The organism is Shewanella sp. 433, from assembly GCF_059338565.1.
In genome coordinates this window covers 3,146,533-3,162,798 of record NZ_CM181703.1, presented here as the reverse complement: position 1 = coordinate 3,162,798, position 16,266 = coordinate 3,146,533, and the positions used below count along the sequence as shown (strand labels likewise).

The 16,266-nt window shown below is 45.4% G+C and carries 18 protein-coding genes and 1 tRNA gene; 13 read left to right on the top strand and 6 right to left on the bottom strand.

Features of this window, described 5'->3' with window-relative positions; genetic code table 11:
- Positions 1 to 13: 13 nt before the first annotated feature.
- The 3 genes from AC5YB1_RS14050 to AC5YB1_RS14040 form a co-directional block, all read right to left on the bottom strand.
- Positions 14 to 89, bottom strand: a tRNA-Arg gene (locus AC5YB1_RS14050).
- Between the two features lie 77 nt (positions 90 to 166).
- Positions 167 to 1,324 carry a flagellar assembly protein T N-terminal domain-containing protein gene (locus AC5YB1_RS14045; RefSeq protein ID WP_494519683.1) on the bottom strand — a complete coding sequence of 386 codons (1,158 nt, stop codon included), beginning with the start codon at positions 1,322 to 1,324 and terminating at the stop codon, positions 167 to 169.
- Between the two features lie 182 nt (positions 1,325 to 1,506).
- Positions 1,507 to 3,294, bottom strand: a complete 1,788-nt coding sequence (locus tag AC5YB1_RS14040) for a GSCFA domain-containing protein (protein ID WP_494519682.1) — start codon at positions 3,292 to 3,294, stop codon at positions 1,507 to 1,509.
- Positions 3,295 to 3,599: 305 nt separating this feature from the next.
- Between AC5YB1_RS14040 and AC5YB1_RS14035 the strand changes: the two genes are divergently transcribed.
- Positions 3,600 to 4,226: a FlgO family outer membrane protein gene (locus tag AC5YB1_RS14035; protein WP_494519681.1), complete on the top strand. Its 627-nt coding sequence runs from the start codon at positions 3,600 to 3,602 to the stop codon at positions 4,224 to 4,226.
- Positions 4,223 to 4,669, top strand: coding sequence for an LPP20 family lipoprotein (locus AC5YB1_RS14030; protein WP_475516272.1), 447 nt, complete (start codon positions 4,223 to 4,225; stop codon positions 4,667 to 4,669). Before AC5YB1_RS14035 ends, AC5YB1_RS14030 begins: the two co-directional genes overlap by 4 nt.
- A gap of 194 nt (positions 4,670 to 4,863) precedes the next feature.
- On the opposite strand, the gene AC5YB1_RS14025 is transcribed toward AC5YB1_RS14030, so the two are convergent.
- The 3 genes from AC5YB1_RS14025 to flgA form a co-directional block, all read right to left on the bottom strand.
- Positions 4,864 to 5,289: a flagella synthesis protein FlgN gene (locus tag AC5YB1_RS14025; protein WP_494519680.1), complete on the bottom strand. Its 426-nt coding sequence runs from the start codon at positions 5,287 to 5,289 to the stop codon at positions 4,864 to 4,866.
- Between the two features lie 6 nt (positions 5,290 to 5,295).
- Entirely contained in the window at positions 5,296 to 5,619 is a 324-nt protein-coding gene (gene flgM, locus AC5YB1_RS14020; protein ID WP_494519679.1) for a flagellar biosynthesis anti-sigma factor FlgM, read from the bottom strand.
- Positions 5,620 to 5,740: 121 nt separating this feature from the next.
- The gene (gene flgA / locus AC5YB1_RS14015) at positions 5,741 to 6,448 is read right to left on the bottom strand and encodes a flagellar basal body P-ring formation chaperone FlgA (RefSeq protein ID WP_494519678.1); all 708 of its coding nucleotides are present in this window, start codon (positions 6,446 to 6,448) and stop codon (positions 5,741 to 5,743) included.
- A gap of 199 nt (positions 6,449 to 6,647) precedes the next feature.
- Between flgA and AC5YB1_RS14010 the strand changes: the two genes are divergently transcribed.
- From AC5YB1_RS14010 to flgJ, 11 genes are all read left to right on the top strand, one after another.
- Entirely contained in the window at positions 6,648 to 7,568 is a 921-nt protein-coding gene (locus AC5YB1_RS14010) for a chemotaxis protein CheV (protein WP_494519677.1), read from the top strand.
- Between the two features lie 147 nt (positions 7,569 to 7,715).
- Positions 7,716 to 8,549: a CheR family methyltransferase gene (locus AC5YB1_RS14005; protein ID WP_494519676.1), complete on the top strand. Its 834-nt coding sequence runs from the start codon at positions 7,716 to 7,718 to the stop codon at positions 8,547 to 8,549.
- 147 nt (positions 8,550 to 8,696) lie between these two features.
- Entirely contained in the window at positions 8,697 to 9,095 is a 399-nt protein-coding gene (gene flgB / locus AC5YB1_RS14000; RefSeq protein ID WP_494519675.1) for a flagellar basal body rod protein FlgB, read from the top strand.
- A gap of 2 nt (positions 9,096 to 9,097) precedes the next feature.
- On the top strand, positions 9,098 to 9,517 hold the full coding sequence (gene flgC / locus AC5YB1_RS13995; protein ID WP_494521644.1) for a flagellar basal body rod protein FlgC: 420 nt from the start codon (positions 9,098 to 9,100) through the stop codon (positions 9,515 to 9,517).
- A 10-nt stretch (positions 9,518 to 9,527) separates the two neighbouring features.
- Positions 9,528 to 10,310, top strand: coding sequence for a flagellar hook assembly protein FlgD (gene flgD, locus AC5YB1_RS13990; RefSeq protein WP_494519674.1), 783 nt, complete (start codon positions 9,528 to 9,530; stop codon positions 10,308 to 10,310).
- A 62-nt stretch (positions 10,311 to 10,372) separates the two neighbouring features.
- Positions 10,373 to 11,734 (top strand): flagellar hook protein FlgE, encoded by a 1,362-nt coding sequence (flgE, locus tag AC5YB1_RS13985; RefSeq protein WP_494519673.1) that lies wholly within the window; start codon positions 10,373 to 10,375, stop codon positions 11,732 to 11,734.
- 186 nt (positions 11,735 to 11,920) lie between these two features.
- Positions 11,921 to 12,664, top strand: a complete 744-nt coding sequence (flgF, locus tag AC5YB1_RS13980) for a flagellar basal-body rod protein FlgF (RefSeq protein ID WP_494519672.1) — start codon at positions 11,921 to 11,923, stop codon at positions 12,662 to 12,664.
- 10 nt (positions 12,665 to 12,674) lie between these two features.
- Complete coding sequence (flgG, locus tag AC5YB1_RS13975) at positions 12,675 to 13,463, top strand: flagellar basal-body rod protein FlgG (protein ID WP_110456386.1); 789 nt, start codon at positions 12,675 to 12,677, stop codon at positions 13,461 to 13,463.
- Between the two features lie 9 nt (positions 13,464 to 13,472).
- The gene (flgH, locus tag AC5YB1_RS13970; RefSeq protein WP_494519671.1) at positions 13,473 to 14,150 is read left to right on the top strand and encodes a flagellar basal body L-ring protein FlgH; all 678 of its coding nucleotides are present in this window, start codon (positions 13,473 to 13,475) and stop codon (positions 14,148 to 14,150) included.
- A gap of 11 nt (positions 14,151 to 14,161) precedes the next feature.
- Positions 14,162 to 15,253 carry a flagellar basal body P-ring protein FlgI gene (locus tag AC5YB1_RS13965; protein WP_475516282.1) on the top strand — a complete coding sequence of 364 codons (1,092 nt, stop codon included), beginning with the start codon at positions 14,162 to 14,164 and terminating at the stop codon, positions 15,251 to 15,253.
- Positions 15,254 to 15,270: 17 nt separating this feature from the next.
- Positions 15,271 to 16,257, top strand: a complete 987-nt coding sequence (flgJ, locus tag AC5YB1_RS13960; protein WP_475516283.1) for a flagellar assembly peptidoglycan hydrolase FlgJ — start codon at positions 15,271 to 15,273, stop codon at positions 16,255 to 16,257.
- Positions 16,258 to 16,266: the final 9 nt, after the last annotated feature.

The following is a 16,266-nucleotide window of genomic DNA, read 5'->3' as shown; positions in this document are numbered from 1 at the left end:
AGTGGCTATCTTATGGTCTCCCCACAGGGACTCGAACCCCGATCGATCGCTTAGGAGGCGACTGCTCTATCCTGTTGAGCTATAGGGAGACGCTGTTGATTATACTGTTTTTCATCTCGATGAAAAGGCTTTAGATTTAGTTGCTTAATTAGTGGTCGCTTGTCCGCTAAATTTTAATCGCAATGTCATTTACTTGTATATTTAGCGTCCCATTTTTTGGCTCGAGCAAGGCTGTTGCACTTTGCTGCGTGACTTGATCTATGGTGACCGTTGCGCGAGTTTCCCCGGCAATTGGGCGCATGTTGTCGAGCCTATCGGGTAAGTTTTGTTGCAATACAATTTGAAAACGGTCGCCCACTTTTATACCGTTATTACGCCCCAGATTGATGATCACCCGTCTGTCTTGTTTAGACACAATTTGTCCGAGTAGTGGCCTGCAGTTAAGCACTTTATCGATATCTGCACTGGCTTGTGCTAATACGGCATCAATATTTTGGCCATAGCTGGAGTGCCAAAAGCGGGCGCTATTTGCCGGCACTGTGGCTTGTCGCTCAAACTCCCATGGGGCAGATGAATGATATAGCTCGCTCCAAACTTGCTCACCACTGATGCCATGATACAGCGATAGCTTTAGATAAAATTGCCGTTGCGGATAGTTATTCCAAAGACCTAGTAATCCGCCTTCAACGGGATCGGTGGAGATATCGACGATTGCTGGTAGTAGGATATATTGACTGTCGGTGATTTCACTTAACCAGCTCGGCAGACGATAACCGCGTATATCAACTAATGACTGGGTTATGTCTAAGCGCTCATCCGCGTGGATATTTGGGAAGCTGGCTTTACCACGCTGACGGATGATATTACCTAATCGTTGAGAAAGCGTTTTTTGAAAGTTACCAATGTTGCCGTATCTTAATTGAGCTCTGTCGTTAATTTGTGCTTGAGTAACTAAGATTGCCGCTTTTAGATTTTCAGTTTGGCATTGCTGTTCATTAGCACTTAACACGTCGACACGAAGATTGACTGTAAGTATCTGATTATTTATATGTTCGTTCAATAGCTCTATCTGTGACGCCTGTGTTAGCTGCGTCATTGTAAAGTTATCTTTAGTGAGTAGGCCATTTTGGATCTGCTGCTCACTGCTAAAGTTGCCTCCCGAGCTTAATATCACATAACTTAGCGCCTGCTGAATGGCATCTGCTCTAGCTTGAGTAACATTGCCATCGATAATTTTTGCTTCTCCAGATGTTTCTACCCATTGTGCGAACGTATTTAAATGGACTAAAGAAACAAGGAGAATCAATAAATTAATTTTTTTCATTGCTCGTTCTCTGGTTGATACTCTTATCATTAGTGTTACAGATAGTGCCAAAATGATGGCAGCTGCGCCGATAATTGAGCTTAAACTACAGTGTATTGTAACTAACTGGCAATAAGTGTGCCTAGTGAAGTAAGCTCGCGTAACGATTGATATTTTGACGTTACGCTCTTACTTTTCAGTGTTTATACTTTGTTCGACGGCTTTATGAGCATTAACAGTTTTTCTGCTAGCCAAGCATAATATTTGTCATTACCGTGAATCCAATCGTGCTGCTTGTCTGCGTATTCTACAGTCGATAAATAATTTTCTGGATCTGTAACTTCTTCATCGAATGCGCGTGCTGCATTGAAGAAGGTAACGCCAAATTCTGTCCATATATATTCCATCGCGTCAAAATAGGCGTAAATGATATTGGTCATGCCTTTAGACTCTTCAAAATACTGACTAAATGGTGGGTCAGAGACCACTATGACTCTGTGACCATTTTCGTGAAGTTTAAGTAAGATGGAAAGTTGCTCATTGAGGTCGTCGTGAAAGTAATCAACAAACTCTTTCAGTGTGATCTCTGTGATTCCTTGTGGATAAGAGTTCTGGAGCCATGTTGTAAATCTAGCTACATTTTGATGAGTTTGTAGCCCTAAGTTTGTAATAATGGTTGAAGTTAGGGACGGTGTTTTTTGTTCATGACGATTCAAATTGTTGAATATCACAGACCATAATTTTCTCGATATGGCATTTTCCAGTGGGACTAAGTATTCGGTGTCGCATAAGGCAAATTTCTTTTGAGAAAAACCTGATCCATTCATTACCATGCCGCCGCAGTGTTCAATATTCATCTTATCAAGTGCTGTTGATAGTTTACCCATGTGGCTATCGCCAAATAGAGTCAGACCAACCCTTGGCTTGTCTAGCGACTTTATGGTCAGTTTTGCTGCGGATTCGATAAGCTCTTCATCGCATTCGACCTCGTCATTATCTGCGGGTTTACGCTTAACATCTGGGAATTCAATCTTCTGTTCGGAATTTGAATGCATATTGTTAGTATTCTGGAGCACTGTTTTGAAATGCCCCATAACATAGGCTACGCCAGTGGGAGTAACTGTCCGTCGATTAGTTTCAAATCTAAAATCGCCATCAGCTGATGCTGTAATGAGCTCAAAGGAGGGGAAATATTCGAAATTTTCATAGTTATCACACATAAAACTAGCTGCTGTGCGCAGTAGTGACTTTGAGTGTTGATTAGCTATTAATATATGCTTGTTTGTCATTGTTGCCGTCAGGGGCACTGGGGATACGGTTAGTATTACTTTTATGTTTGAGTTTATTGATGTAAGACGAGATTCCAGTTGTTTTAAATCTGCGCAAATTTCCTCATATGTGAAGTTATGAAATTGATGATCTTCTGCGTTAAATTGTCCTGATATAACGCCTGGACAACTAGGATAGAAAATATTGTTCTTATCTTTCCAAGACTCTGTTAAACCCAGTGTAAAAATGAACAGATCTGTGTCTTTAAGAGTCTGATACATCTCTTTTGCAGCTAATATTCTGGCCTCAACTAAATCTTCTTTGGTATTAAAACCACTGGGGTAAATACTCGGCCTTAACAGATCGTAGTAGCGGTTATTTTCAATATGTACCGTACATTCAACATCCAAATCTTGATTTTCATCAATAATATCAAACCACTGAAGAAAGCACCTTGGCGTATATATGTTGCCAAAAGCAAAACTTGAAACTTGATTAGTTTCAATTTTACTTTGATTAAATAAATAACCTTCTTTATTAAGCCATCGGCCCACATGCTGTGCAAAGCAAGAGCCAGCAGATGAAATTTTAGGGTTTTCAATTGGTAAGTTTATTCCATGTAGTTTATCGAATGTTTGCTGACCAAGTTTGACAGATGCAACGGCGCTGCGCCAAAAGAAAATTTCATCTCTGTTGTTATAGGGGGTTATTCTGTTTTGCATAAAGTTTTCCTACATTTATTGAGGTGTCATCAAAATAGGAGAATCGACATTTTGATGACACATGTGAATGGACGATGCATTTTGAATGCAAATATTATGCCGGCTGCATGCCATTAAAGTATTTCGTTGTTTTTGTCGATGGCATAGCATCAACTGTAGGTTATCTTTATAAATAGCGGCTTGAAAATTGCATTGTGTTTAACGTCGAACCTGATTTTGACGTTAAGATTGCTATTCCTCTCGAATCTTTTTTAGTGGAATAGCCCACGAAAATGACGTTACTATTTGTATTTTTAGGAATTATTATGCAGAAAGTACTTTTACCTTCGGTTATATTGATGTTAGCAGCGTGCTCGACTATCGACGACCGAGTTTCGCAAGCTTTGGCAAGCGGCAATACTTTGCCTGCTCAATCGGCAGTGCTACACCTAAGCCAACAATTGGCTAATGAACTGATCAGGCAAAACGATCAACTCACACCTAAGCATCCGTTATTGGTGACAACGCCAGTGTTGTTAGGCAATTTAAGTGGCACTAATCCCTTGGGGTTACAATTACAGCAAGGTTTAATTGCTGCTATGCATGATCATCAATTTAATTTGGTCGATCTCAATGTGGCACAAAGTGTGCGCGTGACCGACAGTGGTGATTTTATATTGAGTCGTGATTGGCGTAAACTTGCGGACGATTTGCCAGTGGAGCATGTTTTGGTGTCGACCATGAATCTGTCGCTTGATGAGCTGGTGGTCAATAGTCGTATTGTGAATGTAACCAATAATCGTGTGGTATCAGTTGCTTCGGCGAGTGTCACCTTGGCTGAATTGCCTGGTTATCTTAGGGCGTCTGAGCGGGTGGAGTCTAAGCAAGGCTTGTTGATCCGTCACAGCATGCAGGGGCAGGGTAACATGCAAATGGTAGGAGAGCTGCAATGAGAATCTGGTTAATGGCAATACTGCTGACGCTAAGTGGCTGCGCTTCCCAAGATAGATATATTCAGTGGGAAACAGAAGCGCCTGAGCAGTTTCCTAAGTTAACCGCTATCGGCTACGCCCCCTTAGCGACACAACCGGCCAAAGAGCAGTCGCAACGGGTATTAATGGCGATGCAAGCATCCAAAATCGCGGCTTATCGTGAGTTAGCTGAGCAGGTATACGGCCAGCAGTTATCTGCGTCGAGCCAAGTCAGGGATTGGATGTTGTCTGATGATAATATTCAAGCTTCGGTGACCGGGGTGATACGCGGCGCCAGAGTGGTTAAGAGTTACCCGGCGGGTGAGCATTATGTGACTGAGCTGGAACTTGATTTTTCTCAAGTGTGGGCCTTGTACCAACAGCAAAATCGTCCACAAAAAGTGAAGCAAGTGACTTACTTCTAAGAGAGTTTCCTTTTAACGGAGCTCCATTTTAATTGAGCGACTTAATGTATTGCGCAATATTAAAGCCTCTATTTTAGAGGCTTTTTTGTGTCTCTTGGTTGTGTTTTTTAGATTGGGTCATTGCGTAGCGAAAGCGAGGTGCATGAGCTAGGCGCGATGCTGAATCAAGATAACACTACGCTGTGATTAAGTGCCTAAGCTTTAAGGTTATTGCCTAAGGTCGAAATCGTTGAGGTTTTGCCTTTACCATCGTAGGTAAGACTGGATGCGTTTCGACTGGCTTGCAAGGCTTGAGAGAAGCGATTGATACTGGCCATGCTGTGTTCGATTAATGTAGCATTTTGCGCGTTAAGCGTCTTACATTGGGCTAACACTTGTTTGGTTATATCGACTAATTTTTGCAGCTTAAGATCGCTACTGAGTTTACCGCTGTCGGGGTGCTCTGATAATCGTACATCGACCGCTTTGATCTCATCTAACAACTTAGCTTTATCTGCGGCCAGCGTTAGCAACTCATCGGCACTTTGTGCTATGAGTGCCGCTTTCTCTGCTTCGATAAGGCGTTTTAAGTCGTTTAATAACGTATGTTGATTGGCGATGATGTCGATTATTGAGTTCATATCAGCTTAGCCAAGATCCTTTAGTTCATTTTCAAACTGCGCAATATTACTGGCCAGTTTGTCGGCATCAATCTTATAGCGACCTTCAGCAATAGCCGCTTTTATCTGTTCGACTTTTTTAGTATCGATTTCAGGTAAGTTGTTTAATTTTGCCTGAGCACTTTGCAGTTGCTGCGCCTGAGGAGTTATCGATACCGAGTCACTTTTTACGGTTTTAGCCGTAGTGGTTTCGGGCGATACCAGGCCAGTTTTAGCCGATGACTTATCGGTTGATGGCGACGTGACTCGATTGTTCGTGCTTGTATTTACATGCTTTATGTCTATAGCCATAATAGGTTCCAACGTTACTTAGTGAGATCAACATAACTGTATATCGGCGCTCACTTTTAAAGCTTTAGTAGAATTTTGTGGTGAGCAACAAAAAATGCTCATCAAAGTGAGTCATGTCGTACTACATTCTAACCTCAACCGCACCGACCCCGATAACGTTTGCATCTACCATTTTTTGTGAGTGACTATTCCTAACTTGAATTCTATCGCCTAAGTTACCATCACGTAAGGCCTCACCGATAGTTTTTATCTCAAAATTGGCAGTACGGGCATAAATAGACACCATGTCGCCTTTGCAGACAAAGCAAAGGTTACTGCTAAACAGGGTTTGGTTGGCGGCAATTCTGCGTTTGACCCGGGTGCCAGTGACCTGCGCCGGATCATCAAATTGTTGGCCACGTAAATTACTCTGCTCTACATAAGCGAGTGTCACCTGCTCAGCGTTAATCAGATCACCCGGGCCTAAGGTTTGTGTCGCCACAACCACAGGGTAAAGAATATCGACTCTGACCGATATGTAGATTTGCCAAGGATAGGCTAGCTCTGGAGTTTCACAACTGATTTTAACGGTATTGTTACGGCCAATAGCGCGATCGCTGGCGACCTCAACGCTTAATGCTGAACTACAAGCGGGTGGCGTCACTCGGGTGTCTAAACTTTGCGGCGATATATTGACCTTAGCATCACTTGGGGCTTCAATTTTATTTTCAATTGCCGCTATAGCTAATCGTGATATCGTCGATAAAGAGGGTACGCTAAGCTCATCAGCCGCAAAACTTGGGCATGAGCAGAGTAAAGCGATGAAAAAGTATACTGTATTTACTTTCATATTGAATAGACTAGCTTAGATAGCTAGAGAGCACCTATACTTCGTTGTGGCCCGTACTTTATAGACATTTTTCATAGAAATTAGTGTCATAAATTTGACGAGTTTAGGGCCTGGTTATCATACACATTTTTTAAAGCAATTAGCATGCCTATACTTATAGTTACTATGGTTGGGGAAGCATTCACAAGGCAAAGGCATTATGTCGAGTATTCTTGATTCAGTAAATAAACGTACCCAACTCGTGGGACAAAACCGTCTAGAATTGCTGCTGTTTAAATTAAACAGTAAGCAACGATTTGGTATTAACGTATTTAAAGTCAAAGAGGTACTGCAGTGCCCGCCATTGACGGCATTACCTAAGCTAAATCCTGTGGTTCGGGGAGTGGCGCATATTCGCGGCAAGACGATATCTGTGATTGATTTAAGTGCTGCTACGGGGGGGCGTCCAATTGAAAATATTGACGAATGTTTTATTATCATTTCTGAGTATAACCGCAGCGTGCAAGGGTTCTTAGTCCAGTCTGTTGAGCGAATCATTAATATGAACTGGGAAGCCATTATGCCACCGCCGCAGGGGGCTGGACGCTATTCCTACTTAACGGCCGTTACTGAAGTCGAAGGGGAGTTGGTTGAGATCCTTGATGTCGAAAAAATCCTCGATGAGATATCCCCTGTTAAGACGCAGATAAGCCAAGAAATGGATGATAAGTTAACCATAGATAGAGACCGCCACTATCATATTATGGTGATTGATGATTCAACAGTGGCTCGTAAGCAAATTATTAGGGCGTTAGAGTCATTAAATCTGCAAATCGATACCGCTAAAGATGGCCGTGATGCCCTCAACCAATTAGAGGCGATGGCGGCCAATATGGACAATGTCGCTCGTGAGCTCCCCTTGGTGATTTCTGATATCGAAATGCCCGAAATGGACGGTTATACCTTAACGGCAGAGATTAGAGACAACCCTAAGCTTAAAGATATTAAGGTGGTGCTACATACCTCACTCAGTGGCGTGTTTAATCAAGCGATGGTGGAAAAAGTGGGCGCCAATGATTTTATTGCCAAATTTAATCCTGATGAGTTAGCCGCAGCAGTGAATAAGCACCTTAGTTTGTAATTTAAGCGTCGTTATACAAGCCCCTAACTTTACGTAGTTTATGCTTGTCTCAGTGTGTTAGCTAATGTATAACCCTGAGCTGTTTAATGCTTGCTATAGTAGTGTATGTTGTAGCCTGTTTTATTTTTTTGAGATTGGGATATCTAGGTGCCAAATAAATCACTTGCTGAAGCTGAGTACAACCAATTTAGGTTATTTCTGGAACAACACAGCGGGATCGTGCTGGGTGAAAATAAGCAATATTTAGTTCGTAGTCGCTTGGCACCGTTAATGGGGAAATATAATCTTCCCTCGTTATCTGAGGTGGTTAAACATTCGATGAAGCCGACGGAGCGGCAGTTAAGAGCAGAGGTTATCGATGCGATGACCACTAACGAAACCTTATGGTTCAGGGATCGTTATCCGTTCGAGTTACTGGCAAATAACTTATTGCCAGAATATACCCGCTTAGGCCGGCCACTCAAAATATGGTCGGCAGCGTGTTCGTCTGGGCAAGAGCCCTATTCGTTAGCCATGACCATTTTAGAATATCAGCAGCGTAAGCCGGGGGCTTTACCGGGGAGTGCATCGATACTGGCCACCGACCTCTCGCCATCCATGCTCGATAAGTGTAAGGCGGCGCAATATGATAATTTAGCGCTGGCGCGCGGTTTATCTGATGAGCGTAAACGACAATTTTTTGCACCCACAACCCCTGGCTCTATGGTGCTTAACGATAATGTAAAACGTCTGGTTAATTTCAGAGCCCATAATTTGCTTGAAAGTTATACCTTACTGGGTAAATTTGACATTATATTTTGCCGCAACGTACTGATCTACTTTGCACCTGAGGCAAAGGCCAAAATATTGCGGCAATTTGCTGCCGCTTTGAACCCCAAAGGGATCTTATTCCTTGGCGCTTCAGAGTCGATTGCCGGATTAACCGAAGAATTTGAGATGGTGCGCTGTAATCCTGGCATCTATTATCAAAAGCGTGGTTAACCTTAATCACCTCAGTTAGCTAAAATGCCAGCAATAAGCTGGCATTTTTTATCGTTCTGGTTTTTTATTCATCACTCTCTGCTCGTTTACATCTTGCTTGGCATAACAATTGCTTTCTTGTTGGTATCTGTATGAGGAGGCAATTTTATGGCGATCAGTTTTGATAAAGCATTAGGTGTACATCAATTCACTTTGGGTGTGCGTTCAACGCGTGCGCAGGTGATCTCATCTAATATTGCCAATGCCGATACCCCTCATTATAAAGCTAAAGATCTCGATTTTGATAAGGCGCTGCAAGCGGCGCGTACTCGACAAGGCGGTTTAGCCATGAGCCGCAGTGACGAACGTCATTTCGATTTAGCGGCTTTAAGTCAGCAACATGTGAGTTATCGCGTGCCCAATCAGCCGGATACGGGTGATGGTAATACCGTCGATATTCAGCAAGAGCAATCTGAATTTATGCAAAACGCCTTAGAGTATCAGATGTCGTTAGGCTTTCTTGACAGTAAATTTGCTGGGCTGAAAAAAGCACTTAAAGGAAATTAATGATGAGCTTATTTAATATCTTTGATGTTTCAGGATCGGGTATGTCGGCGCAATCTATCCGCCTTAATACCACGGCAAGTAACATTGCCAATGCCGATTCGGTTTCCAGTAGCATCGACCAGACTTACCGTGCTCGGCATCCTGTATTTGAAGCGGAAATGGCCAAAGCGAGTCATCAGCAACAAACCTCACAGTCGGTCAAAGTGGCGGACATTGTTGAAAGTGATAAGCCGCTGCAGAAAGAATATTCTCCTGATCACCCGTTGGCCGATGCCGACGGCTTTATTTATAAACCCAATGTGAATGTGATGGAGGAGATGGCGAACATGATCTCTGCATCGCGTTCGTACCAAATGAACGTACAAGTTGCTGAAGCGGCCAAGTCTATGCTGCAACAGACTTTGCGAATCGGCAAATCTTAGGAGGTAATGAGTGAGCCTCATTAATCCGTTAAGCAGTCAGTCTCCCCTGAGCAGTGAACAGCAAAGTGGGCAGATCACACCGCAAGCAAACAGCAGAACCAGTGCCATCACCGAGTCTACGGGAAATCCGTTTCTAGATGGTATTCGCTTACCTGAGGAGTCATCGATTCCTGAGGCAAATAATCAGGAGCTGACACAAGACGATTTTTTCTCTTTATTGAGTCAACAGTTGTCGATGCAAGATCCATTTAAGCCGGTGGATAATGACCAAATGATCGCGCAGATGGCCTCATTTTCGACCGTCGATGGGATCAGCAAGCTTAATGAGGAGATTGTTAACCTTAATGCTGTGATGACCTCGAGTCAGGCACTACAAGCCTCAGGGCTCGTTGGGCAGAAAGTGCTTATCCCCTCTGATACCGGCCATATTTCTGCTGAAGATCCGCACTTAAAAGGGATCATCAGTACGCCAGAGGCTATCGATGACATTACCGTGCGCATCGAAGATGAAAAAGGTCAGCTCATCAAGACGTTTACCGTCGATGGCAGCGCAGGCGGCAATATTGATGTCAGCTGGGATGGGCTAGATAAAAATGGCGAGCCGGTGGCAAGTGGCAATTATTCGATTAAGGCATCTGGCAAAGTGGATGGTCAAAGTGAAGACCTCGCCGTATCAACCTACGCACATGTAACCAGCGTCTCATTAGGTACAGCCAGTACCGGCGCAATTTTAAACCTTAGGGGCATAGGGGGTATCAAGATTGGTGATGTACTCGCCGTCTCTGAAACCTAGATAAAGCTTACGTTAGGGCATAACGTCCACGACAACGAATAAAATTTTTAATGAGGTGATTTATGTCATTTAACATTGCATTGAGCGGTATCTCAGCAGCCCAAAAAGATCTTAATACCACGGCTAACAATATTGCCAACGTCAATACGGTTGGTTTTAAAGAGTCTCGCGCCGAATTTGCCGATGTGTATGCCAACTCGATTTTTGCTAACAGTAAAACCACAGTCGGTGGCGGTGTGACCACATCACAAGTGGCGCAGCAGTTCCACCAAGGCAGTATGCAGTTTACCAATAACGCGCTCGATATGGCGATTAATGGTGGTGGTTTTTTTGTGACCTCATCTGAATTGGGCTCGCAAGATATGTCTTATACCCGCGCGGGAGCGTTTAAAGTCGATGGTAATAACTATTTGGTTAATTCGTCAGGTAACTTCTTGCAGACATTTCCAGTCGATAAAGATGGCAATTCAACATCAGTGAGTTTAACCACGACTAAGCCAGTGCAAATTCCCGATACGGCAGGTCAACCACAAAAGACTAATGATGTGGGCATTCAGATGAACCTGAATGCCGCTGAAGATACGCTCGATCCAGCGAATTTCGATCCCACTAAGCCCGAGACCTTTAATAATTCGACATCTGTGACCATATATGACTCCTTAGGTGAGCCACAGATTTTAACCACTTACTTTGTTCGCCCGCCAGAAGCGGCGCACAATGGTGAGAGTAATTGGGTGGCGTTTTATGCCGTCGATGGTAAGCAGGTCGATATTGCAGGCCCAGTAGGGACTTATGGGCGAGATACCACTGGTGATGGTACTGCCGATGCGACAGGTAATGCCGAAAATGCCAGTGGTTGGAAAGGCTCTGTATTGTCTTTTAACGATACTGGCACCTATACCGGTAGCGACCCTGCCGTAGTACAGACCGAAGCGCTTGGTGTGGGCGGGGCTAATGTCTTAGGCCCGGGTACTGACGGCGCGCAAACCCTAACGCTTAACTTTAATAATCCGACGCAATATTCATCAGCTTTTGAGGTGACTGAGCTCAGCCAAGATGGCACCACTGTTGGCCGCTTAACCAATGTAGAAGTGGGTGTCGATGGCTTGATTAATGCCAGTTACAGTAACGGCTCTACGGTAGCCTTAGCCCGCGTGGCGTTGGCCCGTTTTTCTAATGAGCAAGGCTTAACGCAGGTGGGTAATACGTCGTGGAAGGCTAGTTTAGATTCAGGCCCAGCGTTAGCCGGTGAGGCTAATAGCGGTACCTTTGGTGGACTTCGCTCATCAGCATTAGAGCAATCCAACGTTGATTTGACCACCGAGCTGGTTGATTTGATCTCTGCGCAGCGTAACTTCCAGGCTAACTCGCGTACTTTAGAGGTCAATAATACGTTGCAACAAACGGTACTCCAGATCCGTTAATGCTTGACTTAAGTGTGTTGCCGCAACGGCAACACACTGCCGCTTTTCGTTGAACTCCTCCTCTTTTCGTATTATTTATCTTCGCATCCCATTGATCTTCCATTCTCATTGATTTTTGCTATTGGCACGATGCTTGCTTTGTACTGTGATACGACAGTTTTAGTTGAAACATTGACGGAGCAGCAAGTGGATAAATTACTTTATGTCGCCATGAGTGGCGCCAAGCAGAATATGAATTCGCTGGCGGTACGTGCGAACAACCTTGCTAATGCCAATACCGATGGTTTTAAGTCAGACTTAGAACAATCTCGCTCTATGCAAGCCTTTGGTGAAGGTTTGCCGACACGGGTGTTTTCGATGACAGAAAGCCCATCGGCTAACTTTGCCAGCGGACCGCTAAAAACCACAGGCCGCGATCTGGATATTGCCGTTAAAGGCGATGGTTGGATTGCCGTGCAGAGTGCCGACGGTGGCGAAGCCTATACCCGCTCAGGCAGCTTAAGCATAGATAACACCGGCTTGCTGCGAAACGACCGTGGTAATCCCATTATGGGGGATGCCGGTCCCATCGTATTACCTCTGCCTATCGAAAAAATAGAAATTGCCCAAGATGGCATTATTTCGGTGCGCCCTTTAGGGGCGACAGCGGAAGTGATTGAAGAGGTTGGCCGGATCAAGCTCGTTAACCCAGGTAACCAAAATTTAATGCGCGGAGAAGATGGCCTGTTCCGTCAAATCTCTGGCGAAATCGCACCTGCCAATGCGCAGGTGTTTGTAGAGAGTGGCGCCGTTGAGGGCAGCAATGTGAATGCTGTCGATGAAATGGTGTCGTTAATCGATTTGCAGCGTCAGTTTGAGATGCAGGTCAAGATGATGAAAACGGCCGAAGAGATGGATCAAGCCTCTTCGACATTAATGCGCATTAGTTAGGAGATAGATTATGCATCCCGCGTTATGGATCAGTAAAACAGGCTTAGATGCTCAGCAAACCGATATTTCGGTTATCTCTAACAACGTGGCTAATGCGAGCACCATTGGCTACAAGAAAAGCCGCGCCGTATTTGAAGACTTGCTTTATCAAACGGTTAACCAAGCTGGTGGCATCAGTGCCTCTAACACCAAATTGCCCAATGGCCTGAATATCGGTGCGGGTACCAAAGTGGTGGCGACGCAAAAGATGTTCACCCAAGGCAACATGTTAACCACGGATAACTCACTCGATTTAATGATTGAAGGCCCCGGCTTTTTTGAAGTGCAGATGCCAGATGGCACCGCGGCCTATACACGTAATGGCCAGTTCACCCTAGATGATACTGGTCAAATCGTTACCCCTGGCTCAGGTTATGTGTTGCAGCCAGCGATTACCATTCCTGATGACGCCACCAGTATCACAGTGTCGGCAGAAGGGGAGGTCTCGGTAAAAACTCCGGGGGCGGCCGAAAACCAAGTGGTGGGCCAGTTAGCCATGTCCGACTTTATTAACCCAAGTGGGTTAGATCCTATGGGGCAAAACCTCTACACCGAAACTGGCGCGAGCGGTGCACCGATTCAAGGAACGGCCTCTTTAGATGGCATGGGCGCGATTCGTCAAGGTGCATTGGAGACCTCTAACGTCAATGTAACCGAAGAGCTGGTTAACTTGATTGAGAGTCAGCGAATTTACGAGATGAACTCCAAAGTGATCTCAGCCGTCGATCAGATGTTGTCTTACGTTAACCAGAATTTGTAGAGGCTTAATATGACTAAGTATCTCATGCTGGTGGCAGCCATCGCCTTAGCGGGGTGTAGCTCGACTAGCAATAATAAGCCGATTGCTGATGACCCTTATTATGCGCCCGTTTACCCAGAAGCCCCGCCAACCAAGGTGGTGGCAACGGGATCTATGTATCAAGACAGTCAGGCATCGGGATTGTATTCCGATATCAAGGCGTTAAAAGTGGGCGACATCATCACGGTGATTTTGCAAGAGTCGACCCAAGCGTCCAAGAGCGCTAATAATGAGATTAAAAAAGGCTCAGATCTTAGTCTTGACCCCATTTATGCGGGTGGCGGCAATGTCACCATCAAAGGCGTACCTATCGATTTACGTTATAAAGACAGCTTTAACACCAAGCGAGAGTCAGACGCCGATCAGAGCAATAGCCTGTCAGGCAGTATCTCGGCCAATGTGATGCAGGTGCTCAATAATGGCAACCTAGTGATCCGCGGTGAGAAATGGATCACCATCAATAACGGCGATGAATTTGTGCGGGTGACCGGCATTGTACGTTCGCAAGATATTCGTCCCGACAACACCATTGACTCGCAACGCGTTGCTAATGCGCGCATTCAATACAGTGGGACAGGCACCTTTGCCGATGCACAAAAAGTGGGTTGGTTAGGGAAATTTTTCATGAGTGATTGGTGGCCTTTTTAGGAAGTAATATCATGAAAGTTAAAATTATTTTACTTTGTGCTCTGACCCTGTTTTCTTCAATAAGCTTTGCCCAGCGCATTAAAGACATTGCCAATGTGCAAGGGGTGAGAAATAACCAACTCATTGGTTATGGTCTCGTGGTGGGTTTGCCCGGTACCGGTGAAAAGACCCGTTATACCGAGCAGACATTTAAAACCATGCTGAAAAATTTCGGTATCAATCTACCGGATAACTTTCGACCCAAGATTAAAAACGTCGCGGTGGTTGCCGTGCACGCCAATATGCCGCCTTTTATTAAACCGGGGCAAACCTTAGATGTTACGGTATCGAGCTTAGGTGAAGCCAAAAGCCTGCGCGGCGGCACCTTAATACAAACCTTTCTAAAAGGGGTCGATGGTAATGTTTACGCCATCGCTCAAGGCAGTATGGTGGTCAGTGGCTTTAGTGCCGAAGGGCTCGATGGTTCAAAAGTCATCCAAAATACTCCTACCGTGGGTCGTATTCCCAACGGCGCGATTGTTGAGCGCACGGTAGCGACGCCATTTTCAACTGGCGATCACCTGACGTTTAACTTACGCCGCGCTGATTTCTCAACGGCTAAACGCTTAGCCGATGCTATTAATGGTTTGCTTGGCCCAGGTATGGCCCGAGCGCTTGATGCCGCTTCTGTGCAAGTGAGTGCACCGCGTGATGTATCGCAAAGGGTGTCATTTTTAGCCACGCTGGAAAATATCGACGTTGAGCCCGCATCTGAGTCGGCCAAGGTTATCGTTAATTCTCGTACTGGCACCATAGTTGTGGGAGCTGACGTGCGTTTGCTGCCAGCGGCAGTCACCCACGGTGGTTTGACGGTCACTATTGCTGAGGCGACCCAAGTGTCACAGCCCAACCCCTTAGCGGGTGGCGATACTGTGGTAACCAGTAACAGCACTATCGATGTGTCTGAAGAAGATAACCGTATGTTTTTGTTTAATCCAGGTACCACCCTCGATGAACTCGTTAGGGCGGTTAATTTGGTTGGCGCGGCGCCATCGGATGTTCTGGCAATTCTCGAAGCGTTAAAAGTGGCAGGCGCTTTGCATGGAGAGCTTATCATCATCTAATTTTTGTCGGGTTGACTATGGAAAAGCTGTCACATTCATCGCACTTTATGGACATCGGGGGGCTAGACTCCCTGCGTGCCAAAGCACAAAAAGATGATAAGTCAGCTCTTAAGGAAGTGGCGCAGCAATTTGAGGGGATCTTCGTGCAAATGCTGATGCAGAGCATGCGCGACGCCAATGCTGTGTTTGAGTCCGACAGCCCGATGAACAGCCAATACACTAAGTTTTACGAGCAGATGCACGATCAGCAGATGTCGGTTAATCTCTCCGACAAAGGCATGTTAGGCCTAGCCGACTTGATGGTGCAGCAGCTCGATCCTACGGCCACAGCCTTTACCCCAGCGTCAGTGTTACGTGGCGGCATGCAGCAGCCTACCTCATCTAGCGTCAATATGACGGCGCAGCATTTAAGCCAATCTAAGGTTTCAGCGACTCAAACTCCCTCTTTACCTGAGGCGATCGACGAGGTCGTCAGCGGCAAAGTGTTGCCATCGGCCGCGCCCATAAATGGTTTCAGTAGCCGTGAAGAGTTTGTTAGCGCGTTATATCCCCATGCTAAGGCCGCAGCACAATCCCTTGGCACCACGCCAGAGGTGCTCATTGCCCAGTCGGCGCTCGAAACCGGTTGGGGACAAAAAATGGTGCGCACCACACAGGGTGAGCCCAGTCATAACCTATTTAATATTAAGGCCGACAAGCGCTGGCAAGGCGACAAAGCGGGCGTGAGCACCTTGGAGTTTGAACAAGGTGTGGCGGTGAAGCAACGAGCCGATTTTCGCGTATATGACGGCATAAAGCAGAGTTTCGATGACTTTGTGTCATTTATCTCTGAAGGGCCACGTTATCAAGCGGCCATGGAGAAGGCGGCCGATCCTGCTGCGTTTGTACAAGCCCTGCAAGATGCCGGTTATGCAACCGATCCACATTACGCCGACAAAGTGATCAAGGTGATGCAATCGGTAACCAAAGGGCTGGGTTCAGCCATATCGGGAGTAACACCATGAGTCAAATTA